The sequence below is a fragment of the Streptomyces himalayensis subsp. himalayensis genome (genome assembly GCF_013778455.1).
Lineage (GTDB): Bacteria > Actinomycetota > Actinomycetes > Streptomycetales > Streptomycetaceae > Streptomyces > Streptomyces himalayensis.
In genome coordinates this window covers 1-14,162 of sequence record NZ_JACEHE010000063.1, presented here as the reverse complement: position 1 = coordinate 14,162, position 14,162 = coordinate 1, and the positions used below count along the sequence as shown (strand labels likewise).

The 14,162-nt window shown below is 69.5% G+C and carries 16 protein-coding genes; 12 read left to right on the top strand and 4 right to left on the bottom strand.

Features of this window, described 5'->3' with window-relative positions; genetic code table 11:
- A partial coding sequence (locus tag H1D24_RS40990) for a reverse transcriptase N-terminal domain-containing protein (RefSeq protein WP_181662865.1) occupies positions 1-747 on the bottom strand: 747 nt, incomplete at its 3' end.
- Between the two features lie 941 nt (positions 748-1,688).
- Between H1D24_RS40990 and H1D24_RS44365 the strand changes: the two genes are divergently transcribed.
- The 7 genes from H1D24_RS44365 to H1D24_RS40965 all read left to right on the top strand — a co-directional run bounded on the left by H1D24_RS44365 (position 1,689) and on the right by H1D24_RS40965 (position 6,064).
- On the top strand, positions 1,689-1,943 hold the full coding sequence (locus H1D24_RS44365) for a hypothetical protein (protein ID WP_374064789.1): 255 nt from the start codon (positions 1,689-1,691) through the stop codon (positions 1,941-1,943).
- A gap of 369 nt (positions 1,944-2,312) precedes the next feature.
- Positions 2,313-2,771, top strand: coding sequence for an alcohol dehydrogenase catalytic domain-containing protein (locus tag H1D24_RS41965; protein ID WP_220137789.1), 459 nt, complete (start codon positions 2,313-2,315; stop codon positions 2,769-2,771).
- Between the two features lie 20 nt (positions 2,772-2,791).
- Positions 2,792-3,145, top strand: coding sequence for a zinc-binding dehydrogenase (locus H1D24_RS41960; RefSeq protein WP_220137788.1), 354 nt, complete (start codon positions 2,792-2,794; stop codon positions 3,143-3,145).
- Between the two features lie 40 nt (positions 3,146-3,185).
- The gene (locus tag H1D24_RS40980) at positions 3,186-3,869 is read left to right on the top strand and encodes an SDR family NAD(P)-dependent oxidoreductase (protein WP_181662864.1); all 684 of its coding nucleotides are present in this window, start codon (positions 3,186-3,188) and stop codon (positions 3,867-3,869) included.
- 79 nt (positions 3,870-3,948) lie between these two features.
- The gene (locus H1D24_RS40975) at positions 3,949-4,320 is read left to right on the top strand and encodes a DoxX family protein (RefSeq protein WP_181662863.1); all 372 of its coding nucleotides are present in this window, start codon (positions 3,949-3,951) and stop codon (positions 4,318-4,320) included.
- 49 nt (positions 4,321-4,369) lie between these two features.
- The gene (locus H1D24_RS40970) at positions 4,370-5,008 is read left to right on the top strand and encodes an NAD(P)-dependent oxidoreductase (RefSeq protein ID WP_181662862.1); all 639 of its coding nucleotides are present in this window, start codon (positions 4,370-4,372) and stop codon (positions 5,006-5,008) included.
- A 15-nt stretch (positions 5,009-5,023) separates the two neighbouring features.
- On the top strand, positions 5,024-6,064 hold the full coding sequence (locus H1D24_RS40965) for an LLM class flavin-dependent oxidoreductase (protein WP_181662861.1): 1,041 nt from the start codon (positions 5,024-5,026) through the stop codon (positions 6,062-6,064).
- A 491-nt stretch (positions 6,065-6,555) separates the two neighbouring features.
- On the opposite strand, the gene H1D24_RS40960 is transcribed toward H1D24_RS40965, so the two are convergent.
- Genes H1D24_RS40960 through H1D24_RS40950 form a run of 3 tightly spaced genes read right to left on the bottom strand, consistent with a single transcriptional unit; the run spans position 6,556 to position 8,992 of the window.
- On the bottom strand, positions 6,556-7,515 hold the full coding sequence (locus tag H1D24_RS40960) for a sugar kinase (RefSeq protein ID WP_309484635.1): 960 nt from the start codon (positions 7,513-7,515) through the stop codon (positions 6,556-6,558).
- Positions 7,508-8,191 carry a bifunctional 4-hydroxy-2-oxoglutarate aldolase/2-dehydro-3-deoxy-phosphogluconate aldolase gene (locus H1D24_RS40955; RefSeq protein ID WP_181662859.1) on the bottom strand — a complete coding sequence of 228 codons (684 nt, stop codon included), beginning with the start codon at positions 8,189-8,191 and terminating at the stop codon, positions 7,508-7,510. The genes H1D24_RS40960 and H1D24_RS40955 overlap by 8 nt, the downstream gene beginning before the upstream one ends.
- Positions 8,192-8,233: 42 nt before the next feature.
- On the bottom strand, positions 8,234-8,992 hold the full coding sequence (locus H1D24_RS40950) for a GntR family transcriptional regulator (RefSeq protein ID WP_181662858.1): 759 nt from the start codon (positions 8,990-8,992) through the stop codon (positions 8,234-8,236).
- 99 nt (positions 8,993-9,091) lie between these two features.
- On the opposite strand from H1D24_RS40950, the gene H1D24_RS40945 reads away from it, so the two are divergent.
- The 5 genes from H1D24_RS40945 to H1D24_RS40925 all read left to right on the top strand — a co-directional run bounded on the left by H1D24_RS40945 (position 9,092) and on the right by H1D24_RS40925 (position 14,162).
- Positions 9,092-10,486 (top strand): MFS transporter, encoded by a 1,395-nt coding sequence (locus H1D24_RS40945; RefSeq protein WP_181662857.1) that lies wholly within the window; start codon positions 9,092-9,094, stop codon positions 10,484-10,486.
- Between the two features lie 78 nt (positions 10,487-10,564).
- A complete protein-coding gene (gene manD / locus H1D24_RS40940) occupies positions 10,565-11,773 on the top strand; it encodes a D-mannonate dehydratase ManD (protein WP_181662856.1) in 1,209 nt (402 codons plus the stop codon).
- Positions 11,770-13,209 (top strand): mannitol dehydrogenase family protein, encoded by a 1,440-nt coding sequence (locus H1D24_RS40935; protein ID WP_181662855.1) that lies wholly within the window; start codon positions 11,770-11,772, stop codon positions 13,207-13,209. Before manD ends, H1D24_RS40935 begins: the two co-directional genes overlap by 4 nt.
- Before the next feature lie 315 nt (positions 13,210-13,524).
- Positions 13,525-13,782: a hypothetical protein gene (locus H1D24_RS40930; protein WP_181662854.1), complete on the top strand. Its 258-nt coding sequence runs from the start codon at positions 13,525-13,527 to the stop codon at positions 13,780-13,782.
- Positions 13,783-13,817: 35 nt separating this feature from the next.
- The gene (locus H1D24_RS40925; protein ID WP_220137790.1) at positions 13,818-14,162 is read left to right on the top strand and encodes a PIN domain-containing protein; all 345 of its coding nucleotides are present in this window, start codon (positions 13,818-13,820) and stop codon (positions 14,160-14,162) included.

Here is a 14,162-nt window from a genome sequence, read left to right as displayed (position 1 = left end):
AACTCCCCCTTGTGGGGTACCTTCTTCTGTTGGGGCGAGCCGGCCGCGATCCACCACTCCGGCCTTCAGCCAGTGCCTGACCAGTTCCCTGGCGGGGAACGTGCCGATCTGGGCGAGAAGGTGATCGTGGTCGATCCGGTCGAATGCCGCTTTCAGGTCCGCGTCCAGCACCCACATACGCTGAGGATTCTTGCCCTTCAGCGTCAGATAGATGGCGGATATCGCGTCATGACAGCCGCGGCCGGGCCGGAAGCCGTATGACTTCGGCTCGAACCGCGCCTCCCACTCAGGCTCCAGCGCGTTGACTACCCGCGCTTGCAGTAACCGGTCAGCAATGACCGGAATGCCAAGTGGGCGTTTCTTGCCGCCTGCTTTGGGAATGTGCACGCGCTTGACCGGTAGGGGTTTCCAGGTTTTCGCGCGATATTGCGCCCAGTCAGCCAACTTAATCTTCGACTGGGGAAGTAGCGCTGTTCGCCCGTCCACTCCGGCAGTCTTGCGCCCGGCGTTGATCTCCGTCACGCGCCGCACGCTCAGCAGCGTGTTGGCGCGGGAACGGAGCATCAGTTTCTGCAAGTTGCGAACTCGTTTGAGATCGCCATCCCGCGATGCCGTGAAGATTCTCTGCCGCAGACGCCGTACTTCATCCTCGACAGCACGCCAGTCAATGTCGCGCCATTCGAGAATGTCGTCCTCTGGTCCGTTCACCATCACGTCAGCATCGGCTTGCACCTGCACGTTCGTCATGGCGTCTAACTTGTCCTTCGGTTCCGGCGTCGTTCTCTTCGTCTCTTCACAGGCTCACCTGGCCTCCGTCAGCACCCTTTCGGGTCCGGGCATCAACCCGTATCCGGCCGGTTATACGAGACAGTCAGCGGAGGAGCCAACCATGATGTCCCGTTTTCCCGTTTCCTTTCGGCCACCGGCATTCGCTTCTGAGGCCATCCTGCGCCCGCTGGAGAATCGGGCCTTCCTTGCGGTCGGCTTGCCGCAGACGCCTTGGTGTCTACGGACTCCAACGGGGTTGTCACGTTCCGCACGAGTGAGGTGCGGCCGGGTCGGGTGCCTCCTATACCCCGAGGACGGCGGTGTTCTCCCGACCGGCTTAGAGTCTTCCGGTCGGCGCCTGCCGCTTTCCAGCGGCCAGTCCTTGACCCCGCTGCTGCAACCCATCTGCGGGGCTTCCGATGACGAGGCATCATCAGAGGTTCACGGTTGTTCACCCTGTCGGCCTTCCCCGTGACCTGTAACTCCCGGATGGAACCGGAGTCCTTGGGCCTGGAGACCTGAGCTTCGCACCCCGCCGTTACCGGCGACGCACGTCAGGCCCGGGGACAGATCCTCGAACACTGATCCGTAACTACACCTTCGGCATCAGCCGACCTCCTTCGGTGAAGCTCACTCAACTCGTGCGACTTTCGTGTCGCACCGCCCGCTCGGACTACTACGGGGCCTCCGCCCGCATCCCACACGCAGCTGCAGACCGTGCAGGACTTCGTGCGCTGGAAGCAGGCCTTCGCCCTGTACTTCGGCGAGGTCAAGAGAGACCCGTCGCCGGGCTGGCTTGGGGTGCACCCGGGGGCCTGACCCCGGCTCCGGCAGAACTTGGGCGGGCCGTCCTACGGTAGGGGGACTGCCTGCCCAGGCGGTACCGGTTGCACCAACACCTTCACCACGACGTCCAACGCGTGGCCGACCAATGGGCTCACCGCACCGGACAGTCGGCGTCGGACCCTCGCGTCCGCGCTGATGCCGGCGCATTGCTGGGTGCCTTGATTGCCGTCGCGCTCAATTGTGAGGACAGCCCCGATGCCGGCTACGGATCGGCCTTCGGAGAAGTCCTTCGCGCTACCGCCCACGGAGTCCTCTCGGCAAGACTCGGACCTACCGCGCTGCTCGGACCGGAGCCACCATGGCCCGACAAGCTCCGCCCTCTGACCTGAAACCCCGGAGTGCCGCCATGAGGGCCGCCCTTGGCGGCACCGGCAGCGGAATCTGAGGCTCCGTGCCCAGTCGTCGGATGCGGTCGCGGTTGCGCTCGGCGTCCGCGCGCAGTCGTGCTTCGGGCTGGTCGTCCGGCGTCTGGTCGGAAGGGGCGGAGGTCATGCAGTCACCCTACCTAAGTGGAACGAGCGGGCCGGTTCTGCTGTACGCTGGGCGGGAGTGGAACCGGGAAGGCCGTGCCATTTATTGAGAGGTGATGTCATGCGTGCTGTAATCCTGGACTCGGTTCCCGCGACCCCAGCCGTGACCGAGGTGGACACCCCCCGTCCGGGGCCGGTGAGCTGCTGGTGAAGGTGGCCGCTTCCTCGGTGAACGGCTTCGACATCGCGACAGCGGCCGGCTATCTGCAGGGGATGATGGAGCACCGGTTCCCACTGGTGGTCGGCAAGGACTTCGCGGGCACGGTCGAGGCGCTCGGTGAGGGCGTGGACGGCTTCGCCGTCGGCGACGCGGTCTTCGGCGTCGCGATGAAGCCGTATCTGGGCACCGGGGCGCTGGCCGAGTACGTCTTCGCATCCGCTGCCTACGGCGTCACCCGCATCCCCGCGGGACTGGCGGTGCCGGACGCGGGCGCGCTGGGGTTGGCCGGAACGGCCGCCCTGGACAGCCTGAACGCGGTGGCCCCGGCGGAGGGCGAGACGGTGCTGGTGTCGGGCGCCACCGGCGGGGTGGGCTCGCGCTGGCCGCCCAGCTCGCGGCCGCCCGGGGCGCCCGTGTTATCGCCACCGCCCGTCCCGGCGCGGAGGCCGACTTCGTCACCGGCCTGACCAAGGAGCCGGTCCACCTGGTGGACTACACCGGTGACCTGGAGGCCCAGGTCCGCGCGATCGCCTCGGACGGCGTGGACGCGGTGCTGCACCTGGCGGGCGACGGCGTTCAGCTTGCGGGCCTGCTGCGGCCGGGCGGGCGGATCGCCTCCACCCTCGGCCTGACGAAGGACGCCGTCGAGGGCCAGGACGTCACTGTCCACTCGATCGTGGCCGACCCGAACGCCCAGACCCTGACCGCCCTGGCCGAGCAGGTCGCCTCCGGCGCACTGCGCGTGCCGGTCACGGCCACCTACCCGCTGGAGCAGGCTCCGGAGGCCTTCGCCGCCTTCGGTGCCGGTTCACTCGGCAAGATCGCCATCGCCTGCTCCTGACATTCATCACATTCATCGCTTCACGGACAGAGATCTGATCGTGCCCACCATTGCCATCATCGGCGCCGGCCCCGGTATGGGCCTGGCCATCGCCCGCACCTTCGGCAGCCGCGGCTTCGACATCGCCCTGATCGCCCGCACCAAGGAGAAGCTGGAAACGCTCGTCGACCAGCTCGGCCAGGAAGGCATCACCGCAGAGGCGTTCCCCGCCGACGTCCTGGACCGGCCCTCCCTCATCGCCGCCCTGGACGCCGCGAAGGCCCGCTTCGGCGGCATCGACGTACTGGAGTACTCCCCGGCCCCGCACTCCCCGGTGCCCGGCCTCACCATGGCCGCTCCCTCGGAAGTCACGGTGGACAATCTGCAGCCGCAGATCGAGTACAACTTCTACGGTGCCGTCGCCGCCACCCGCACGGTGCTGCCCGCCATGCGCGAGGCCGGGGCAGGCACCCTGCTGTTCACCACCGGCGGCGGCTCCGTGAACCCCGTGGTGCCGATGCTCGCCAACGTCAACGCGGCCGCCGCAGCCCTGCGCAACTGGGCGATCAACCTGCACAACGAGCTGGCCGGCACTGGCGTCCACGCCGCCCACGTGGCGATCAACGTGTGGATCGGTGACGGCGGCCCCGAGGGCATCCCCACAGCCACGCCCGAACAGATCGCGCCCCTGTACTGGGACCTGCACGAAAACCGCGACCGTTCCGAGGCCGTCTTCAACGCCTGACCGGCCGGCCCACCCCGCTCCCGGGAGGGAGCGTCCGCTCCTTCCCCCACCCCGTCCCCCACTGCCAAGGAATCCATACGTGAACGTCTTCTTGTGGATCGTGCAAGCCGTGCTGGCCGCCATGTTCGCCATGGCCGGCGTCATGAAGTCCACCCAGCCCAAGGACAAGCTGGTCGGCCGGCTGCCGTGGGCGGCCGACTTCTCGCAGGCCACCGTCCGCTTCATCGGCATCGTGGAGTTCGCCGCCGCGCTCGGGCTGATCCTGCCCGCGGCCACCGGCATAGCCCCCGTACTGACCCCGCTGGCCGCGACCGGCCTGGTCGTGGTGATGGTGCTGGCCGCGATCACCCATGCCCGGCGCAAGGAACCCGGCGCGATCGCCTTCAACGCCGTCCTGCTGATCCTGGCCGCCCTGGTGGCCTGGGGCCGCTTCGGCCCGTACAGCTTCTGACCCCTCCTTCTGATCCCCTCCTTCTGACCGCCACTGCGAGGAACCCCTGATGCGTGTCACCGTCTTCGGCGCGACCGGCGGCATCGGCCGCCTCGTCGTCCAGCAGCTCCTGGACGACGGACACCAGGTCACCGCCCTGGTCCGCACCCCCGCCAAGCTCGCCCTCACCCACTCCCATCTCACGGTCGTCACCGGGCAGTTGTCCGACCGCGATGCCGTCGAGCAGGCCGTCAGCGGCGCCGATGCGGTGATCAGCGCGCTCGGCCCCTCCCTGAAACGGTCCACGACCGGCACCGCGGTGACCGACGGCACCCGCACCATCGTGCAGGTCATGGAGGCGCAGAAGGTGGCCCGCTTCACCGGCCTGGCCACACCCTCACTGGCCGACCCCCGCGACAAGCCGCACTGGAAGCACAAGGTGCTGCCCGTCATGGCCCGGCTGATGTTCCCCAACGCGCTGGCCGAACTGAAGGGCATGACCGAGGCCGTCACCGGCTCCGGCCTCGACTACACCATCGCCCGCATCACCAACCCGACGAACAAGCCCGCCAACGGCCGCTTCCGCTCCGGCTTCCTCGGCCACGACAAGGTCGGCTCCGCCATGAGCCGCGCCGACATCGCCGCGTTCCTCGTCTCCCAACTCACCGACACCCGCTACCGGCGGGCCATGCCCGCCATCAGCAACTGAAGCCAGGACCCCGCCATGACCTTCGAACTCGGCGTCTACTCCTTCGGCAACACCCCGCGCCTGCCCGACGGCCGCCGCGGCCCCACCGCCCAGGCCATCCGCGATGTGCTGGAGGCCATCAAGCTCGCCGACGAGGTGGGACTGGACTACTTCGGGGTGGGCGAGCACCACATGCGGGCCATGCCGCTGTCCTCGCCCACCTCCGTGGTCAACGCCGCCGCGGCCGCCACCCACCGGATCAAGCTCAGCACCGCGGTCACCGTCCTGTCGACCGACGACCCGATCCGGGTGTTCCAGCAGCTCGCGACGGCCGCGTCCCTCGCTCCCGGACGCATCGAGCTGGTCGCCGGACGCGGATCGTCGACGATCACGTTCCCGCTGTTCGACCACGACGAGCACGACTACGACATGCTGTACGCCTCCAAACTCGCCCTGCTGAGGGCGGTCAACGCCGGCGAGAACGTCACCTGGCGCGGCCCGCACCGGAAGAGGCCGTTGCAGGACGTCACCGTCTTCCCCCGCCCCGAGGAGCCGCTGAAGATCTGGCTGGGCACCGGCGGCAGCCCGGAGTCGGTCTACCGTGCCGTCGAGTTGGGGCTGCCGATGTTCCTCGGCATCCTCGGCGGCACCCCCGAGCACTGGGCGCGCTACGGGCACTCCTACCGTGCCGCCTGGGCCCAGGCCGGTCACCCCGCCGAGCGGGCCGACATCGCGGTCGCGGTGCACGGGTTCGTCGCCGAGTCCGGCACCCAGGCCCGGTCGACGTATCTGGAGTACGAGCACCGCATGATGGCCGAGGGCAGCGCCGAACTGGGCCGCCCCGCCCCGTCACGTGCCGACCGCGCCGCGGCCTACGGCCCCGACGGCATGGTCTTCGTCGGCAGCCCCGACGAGATCGCCGACCGCATCCTCCACCTGCACGGACTGCTCGGTCACACCCGCCAGATCCTTCAGATGGACATCGGCGGTATGCCGCAGCGCGACTACCTGCGCGGCATCGAACTGCTCGGCACGAAAGTGCTCCCTCAGATCCGCGCCGAACTGGCGAAACCATGAGCTGGAGCCGTCCCCGCCACGCCACCAGGCCATATACACAGCCGAAGAGGAACGCAGCACCAGCGCACGGCCCTCAACTCTCCGCGCAGGCCGCTGTCTCAGCCTCCTGCTCCTGCCTCGTGGCCTCGCTCACCGGGACGTCCTTCATGTTTGTGCTCGCAGCGTCTTCCGGCTGATGCCCAGATCCGCGGCAGCCGCCGGTCGCAGTGCCCACGGCTGCACGGCGCCTTCGACGCCATCACAATTACAGCGGAAGGCTGACCGACGTCTACTTCGGCTTCGGCACCAGCCGGGTGGGGGAGGACCACACCGGCGAACGAGAATTACGGAAGACCCCACGACCGTCCTCATCGAGGAGGCGACGGGCCCACTCGTCCCCTTCCTCGCCCACGGCTGGGCCGCCATCGGCACCGGCAGCCCGGCCATCGGGGCGGCCGGGCTGCGCAGGTCACTCGGCAATGCCAGGCACGCGCAGCGAATCGCCGCAGTGACTACCGGATGACGTCCTCCGCGCTGCCCAGGATCCCCAACTCGGCGCGGGTGGGCAGTCCTTCCCAGTCGCCGGGCACCGTGCAGGCGAAGCCACCCGTGGTCACGGCGGTGTCCAGGCGTACGGTCGGCGGCGCGTCGGCCAGCAGTTCGGCGAGGTATCCGGCGACGAAAGCATCGCCGGCGCCCACGGAGTCGACCACGTCGACCTTCACCGCCGGGCGGGAGTACTGCTCGCCGTCGATCACTGCTGCGCAGCCCTGGGCGCCGAGTTTGATGACGGCCTGCGAGGGACCGAGGTCGCACAGCGCGGACGCCAGAGTGTGGGGGTTCTCCTCCTCCGGGACGAAGAGCGAGGCCTCCTCGGGGCCGGCGAAGACGACGTCGCACGCGCGCACGATGTCGAGCAGGCCCTTGCCCGCCGCCTCGCGAGACCACAGCTTGCTGCGGTAGTTGACGTCGAACGACACGGTCAGACCGTGCCGGCGGGCGAGTCCGATCGCGTGGCGCACCGCATCCGCGGCCGAGTCGGACAGCGCCGGGGTGATACCGGTGACATGGAGCAGGGCGGCATGGGCGAGGACGCCCTCGGGTATGTCCTCCGGCCGCAGCCGGGATCCCGCGCTGCCGGCGCGGTAGTACCACACGCCCAGCGACCGGGCCGTGCGGCGTTCCTTGACCATCAGCCCGGTGGGTGCTGCAGGGTCGACGATCCCGCGTACGTCGAGCCCCTCGGCCCGCAGCTCGCGCAGGACGAGCTTGCCGAAGGAGTCCTCGCCCACCCTTCCGATCCAGGTGGCAGGCACGCCGAGCCGCCGCAGGGCGATGGCCACGTTGCTCTCGGCGCCGCCGACGCCCACGGACATGCTGGGCACATGGCTCAGCGGCCCGGTGCGTTCCGCGGCCAGCAGTGCCATGGTCTCGCCGACGGTGACGACGCCGCTGCGGATGAGTTCAGCCACGACCGGCCTCCTGCGCTGCGGCGGCCACGGACTCGACGGCCTGCTTGGCACGCTCGCGCAGTGCGGCCAGGTCGCCACCCTCCAGGGCGTCGCCGAGCAAGGGGCCGCCCATGCTGACCGCAGGGCAGCCGACCTTGATCCAGTCGCCGGCAGTCGCCCTGCCGACGCCTCCGGAGGGGATCACGGGCATCTGCGGGAAGGGGCCGTGGAGGTCCTTGACGTACTGCGGTCCGACGGTGGAGGCGGGGAAGAGCTTGACCGCGCTCGCGCCGGCCGCCCAACCCGTCCTGAGTTCGGTGGGGGTCAGCCCGCCCGGGATGATCGCCACTTTGCGGGCCACCGCGGCTCGGATGAGCTCCGCATCGGTGTGCGGGGTGACCACATAGGCCGCGCCCGCGTCGAGCACCGCGTCGAGGTCCTCGACGGACAGGACGGTGCCCGCCCCCACCTCGACCTCGTCGGGCAGCGTGGCCCGCAACTCGGAGATCGCCTGGAGGCCTCCAGCCGTGGTGAGGGTGACCTCCATGCTGCGGATGCCCTGCTCCACCAGCACCTCGGCGGCCGGAAGCAGGTATCGGGCATCGGAGGCCCGCAGGACCGCGATGATGCGGCTCTCGAGCAGGGTGCGGCTCAGCGGCTGCCGTGGAGCCGCTGAGTGCTGGTTCGCTGTGTGCATGGTTTTTCGTCCCTTGAGCGTGTGGCGGCAGGCAGGGGAAGATCAGCCGGCGTCGGGAACGCCTGTCCGGCGACGTGTGTCACGGCGCGGTCGGACCGGGGCGTCCGTGTCGCTGAAGAGCTCCGGGTGCTGCGCCCGGATGGTCTCCACGTCGGTGAAGACCTGACGCAGATGTCCCCTCAGGGCCTGGTCGGCCCCGTCCAGATCGTGCTGTTCGAGCTGATCGACCACCGCGGTGTGCTGGCTGATCAGTAGGGAGAGCTGCTGGGTGAGCGGCAGGGACAGGCGTCGCGCCCGGTCGAGCTGGGCCTTGGCCTGGCTCACGACCGGCCAAGCCTCGGCATGTCCGCCCGCGGCCATGAGCCGGGCGTGGAACTGCTCGTCCAGTCGGAAGAACGCCTCCGGGTCCTCTCGCTGCTCGGCCTCGGTCTGGGCGACCAGCAGGGCTCTGAGTTCAGCCACGTCATGCGCGGTCGCCTTGGTCACGCCATCGCGCAGGGCCGCGCACTCGAGTGCCTCGCGGATGAACTGCGCGGAGGCGATGTCTCGCTCGCGGATGCGCGAGACGAAGGTCCCCAGCTGCGGGTAGACGTCGACGAGTCCCTCCTCCCCGAGCAGGATCAGGCTCTCCCGTACGGGGGTCCGGCTGACGCCGAGCTCGGCCGCGAGGTCGTTCTCCGACAGGGCCGCCCCGGGCTCCAGGTCAAGGCTGATGATCCGCGAGCGCAGCAGCTCATGGACCAGTTGCCGGGTGTTGCGGCCCCGGGCGCGTGCGGCGTGCAGTCCTTCGGTGGATGCCATCCGGGCTCTCCCATCCCTTGACGAGCGCGACTGAAGTACTTGTATGGTAGCCGACGGAAGGGGACTTGGGTAGCGTTTGGACTGCAAGGAGGCAGCCTTATGAGCGGACACGACAGCGCCGCACCGGTGGCATCGACACCACCGAAGGAGCTGCGGCGCACCGTCGGAGCATCCGTTATCGGCACCGTTGCCGAGTACTACGACTTCTTCATCTACGGCACCGCGTCCGCTCTCGCCTTCAACGAGGTCTTCTTTCCGGAGGTCGATTCGGCGGTCGGCACGCTCGCCGCCTTCTCGACCTACGCCGTGGGGTTCTTCGCCCGCCCGCTGGGCGGCCTGGTCTGGGGCCACATCGGCGACCGGATCGGCCGCAAGAAGGCCCTGGTCTTCACCCTGCTGCTCACCGGCCTCGGCACCTTCGCCGTCGGACTTCTGCCGACGTACGACCAGATAGGCATCTGGGCCGCGGTCATCCTGGTGCTGGTGCGCCTCATCCAGGGCTTCGGTGTCGGTGGTGAGCAGGGCGGCGCCGTTCTGCTCACCGCGGAGGCCGCCCCGCCGGCCAGACGGGGCTTCTACGCCAGCTTCGTCCAGCTCGGCTCCCCGGCCGCCTACCTCATCCCCACGGGGCTGTTCGCCCTGCTCACCACCCAGCTGTCCGACGAGGCCTTCCTGGCTTGGGGCTGGCGGATCCCGTTCCTGCTCAGCGCGCTGGTCGTGGTCATCGGCCTGTTCATCCGGCTGCGGATCAACGAGTCCGAGACCTTCAAAGCCGCGAAGGACACGCAGGCGGCCCAGACCGCGCCGGTGAAGCTGCTGCTGCGGAACAACCGCCGCGAGGTGTTCGGCGGACTGTTCACCAAGTTCGTCGAGGCCGCGGTCTTCCCCTTCTACACCGTCTTCCTCGTCGCATACGCCAAGGACCAGGGCGTCGACTCCGGCATGGTGCTCAACGCGGTCCTGATCGCGATCGGCGCCGAGCTGGTCATGATCCCGCTCCTGGGCAGGCTCACCGACCGCGTCGGCAGGCGCCCGGTCTACCTGGCCGCAGCCGTGCTCAACCTGCTGCTGGTCGTGCCCGCCTTCAAGGCGATCCAGACCGGCGACATGGCCGTGATCGTGCTGCTGCTGATCGCAGGGCTGGCCTTCGGCCACGCGGGCACCTACGCCCCGCAGGCCTCGTACTTCCCCGAACTCTTCCCCTCGGTCGCCCGCTACAGCGGCATCTCGATCGTCTGGCAGTTCGGATCGATGCTCGCCAGCGGCCCCTTCACCGTGGTGGCCACCGCGCTGCTGCTGGCCGGCGACGGCTCGTTCACCTGGGTCGCCGTGTACGTCGCTGCCCTCATCGCGGTCAGCATCGTGGCCCTGTGCTTCATGCCGGAGACCGCGCCCGGCCGCCGCGGCGGCCGCGAGTACGCGCACTGGCCGCAGGTCACTCACGACACCACGGCGAGCGAGGAGACCGCGCCGATCGGCGCCGGGCGCCACTGACCGACAGTTCAGCACCACGCGGCGCCGCCGGCACCCCGCAGGAAGCCGGCGGCGCGGCACAGCAGAGGAGCAGCACCCATGGCCACCATCACCGAGGCGAAGGTCATCATCACCTCGCCGGGCCGCAACTTCGTCACCCTGAAGATCACCACATCGGACGGCGTGACCGGCCTCGGCGACGCGACCCTGAACGGCCGCGAACTCGCCGTGGCCTCCTACCTCCAGGACCATCTGGTCCCGCTGCTCATCGGACGCGATGCCGACCGCATCGAGGACATGTGGCAGTACCTCTACAAGGGGGCCTACTGGCGACGCGGCCCCGTGACGATGACCGCGATCGCGGCCGTGGACATCGCGCTCTGGGACATCAAGGGCAAGGTCGCCGCCATGCCGGTGTACGACCTGCTGGGTGGCCGCGCCCGTGACGGCGCCATGGTCTACGGCCATGCGAGCGGCGGAAGCGTCGACGAACTGCTCGACGACGTCGCCCGCTTCCGCGACCTCGGCTACCAGGCGATCCGGGCACAGGCCGCCGTCCCCGGCTCCCCGGGCAGCTACGGCGTACGCCACGGCGCGATCTACGAACCCGCGGCCACATCGCTGCCCGAGGAACAGCTGTGGTCGACCGAGGCATACCTCGACTTCGCCCCGGGCTACCTCACCGAGGTACGGGAGAAGTTCGGCTTCGACTTCCATCTGCTGCACGATGTGCACCACCGGCTGACCCCCACCGAGGCCGGCCGGCTCGGCCGTCGGCTCGAGGACCTGCGGCTGTTCTGGATGGAGGACCCGACACCCGCCGAACTGCAGGAGTCGTTCCGCCAGATCCGCCAGGCCACCACCACACCGATCGCCGTCGGCGAGGTCTTCAACTCCATCTGGGACTGCCAGCAGCTCATCACCGAGCGCCTCATCGACTACATCCGCGCCTCGGTGTCCCACGCCGGCGGCATCACCCACCTGCGGCGCATCTTCAACCTCGCCGAGCTGTACCAGGTGCGCACCGGCTCGCACGGCGCCACCGACCTCTCGCCGGTGAGCCTCTCCGCCGCCGTCCACCTCGACGTGACCGTGCCGAACTTCGGCATCCAGGAGTACATGGAGCACTCCCCGCTCACCCACGAGGTCTTCCACACGTCGTACGAGTTCCACGAGGGCGCCCTCCACCCCTCGCCCGCCCCGGGCCTCGGCGTCGAACTCGACGAGGAGGCGGCCGCGCGCTTCCCGTACAACCCCAAGTACCTGCCGGTGGGCCGCAGGACGGACGGATCGGTGCACGACTGGTGACCACCCATGAGCGACTCTCCCGCAAGACCCTTGGCGCCCTCCCGTCCGAGAGCCGACCGGCAATCGACCCGGACGCCCTGCGCCCGCGGATCGTGCACCTGGGCATCGGCGCCTTCCACCGCGCCCACCAGGCCGTCTACACCGAAGCGGCCGAGGCCCGGCACAGCGCCGGATGGGGCATCGTCGGCGTCTCGCAGCGCAGCCGCACCGTCGTCGACGCGCTGCGCCCCCAGGACGGGCTGTACTCGCTGACGCTGCGCGAGCCCGACGGCCCGCGGACCCGCGTGGTCGGCTCGGTGACCGACGTACTCCACGCGACCGGTGACGGCGAGCGACTCATCGGGCTGATCGCCTCGCCCGACGTCACCGTCATCACCACCACGGTGACCGAGAAGGGCTACCGACGGGACCCCGTCGGCGGCGGGCTGGCCCTGACGGACCCCCAGGTGCTCAGCGACCTGGCCGGGGCGCCGGTCCCGGCAACCGTGGTCGGACAGCTGGCCGCCGGACTGCGCGCGCGCCGTCACACGGGCGCTCCGCTCTCCATCGCTCCCTGCGACAACATGGCCGACAACGGCCAGGTAGTACGTCGCCTGGTGCTCGACTTCGTGGCCGCGACCTCGTGGAGCGACCGCGACCGCCTCCTGGAGTGGATCGACTCCTCGATCGCCTTCCCCTCCACCGTCGTCGACCGCATCGTGCCCGCGACCACCGCGGCTGACCTGCACGCCGCCGAAGCCGCCCTCGGCCTGCGGGACGAAGGGGCCGTGGTCGGCGAGCCGTTCACCCAGTGGGTGCTCCAGGACGCCTTCGCCGCCGACCGGCCGCAGTGGGAGACCGCCGGCGCACAGCTGGTCCCCGACGTAGCCCCCTACCAGGTGATGAAGCTCCGGCTGCTCAACGGCTCACACTCACTCCTCGCCTATCTGGGCCTGGCCGCCGGCTGCCGGACCGTGGCCGACGTCATGGACACCCCATGGGGAGAGCCGGTGGTGCGGGCTTACGCCACAGAGGTCGCCCAGAGCCTGACCTCGGCAGCGGACCTCGACATCCCCGCGTACGTCGACAGCCTGCTGGTCCGTTTCGGCAACCACGCGATGCACCACCGGACCGAGCAGATCGCGATGGACGGTTCGCTCAAGATCCCGGAGCGATGGCTGGCACCCTTGCGGGACTTGCGAACCGCGGGCCACGACACCCCCGTACTGGCGACGGCCCTCGCCGCGTGGGCCCGATACACCCGGGACGAGCGGATCGATGATCCGGCAGCCGACAGACTGCGGCAGGCCTGGCAGCACCATCAGGCCGACGCGGTACGCGAGTTGCTCCGTATCCTCGGCGCCCCGGAACTCGCAGAGGACACACCGTTGGTGGCGGAGATCGACGCTCGGCTCCACGCCCAGGACCGGGGGATCGAGGCAGGGCTCAGCTGCTGACCCTGGCGCAGTCCGCAACCCGGACGCTCTCGGTGGATCCTGCGCCCGCGGCCGGGCACTTCCCGCAGGGTCCGGACAATAGACAACACCCAGACCGCTGGCCTGGGGGTTCATTCCGGAGGGGGTGACTTTGCCGTTCAGGTGAGCAGGCGGCGCTCGCCCGTGAGTGCCGGCAACTTGTCACTGCTACGCGGTGGACACGCCCGTGGCCGTCTACGCCTACCCTCGCCCGCGACGTCGTCGCGTTACTTCAGGATCGGTGCGGGTACGGGTGCGTACCCGTATGCTGTCGGGGTGAGTGGAGGGAGCCCGACCATGTCCGACGCCAATGTCCGTATCCCTGCTGAGGCCCGCGATCGGCTCGCCGAGATCGCGGCCGCCGAGGGGATGTCCCTGCGCGCCTACCTCGCGCGCCTCGCCGAAACCCTGCTCACCCCGGCCGAGCGGGCCGAGCGGGCCGAGAAAGCGCGGACGGTGCTGCGGGAGTGGAACGGCTACGACCCGAGCCAGAGTGAGCAGGATGCGCTCGATGCTGAACTGGACCGGCGCCTGGCCCAGGCGGACGCCGCGTGAGCAGCCCTGTGCACGTCCTTCTTGACGACACCGCGATGGTGGCTGCCGGCCGCGGGAACATCCTGGCCTCCCGGCTGATCCACCGCTCGCACGCCGAGCCGGGCTGGTTCCTCTACGCCACGGCGTGTGCGCTTGTGGAGGCCGACCGAGCCCGGCCGGGAACGGTCGAGCATTTCGCGGCCCTGCCCGGCATCACTGTTCTCGAACTGGATCTGCCCGCTGCCTTGGCCGTTGCGCGAGAGACCACCTGGGCCACCGCGCACACCCTGTACGCGGCCCAGCCCAGCCCGGACCGCCCCGACGGAGCCGTGATCGCCACCACCGCCCCTCAGGCGTGGAAACAACATCCGGTCCGCACTCTCGACCTCAACCGATCCTAA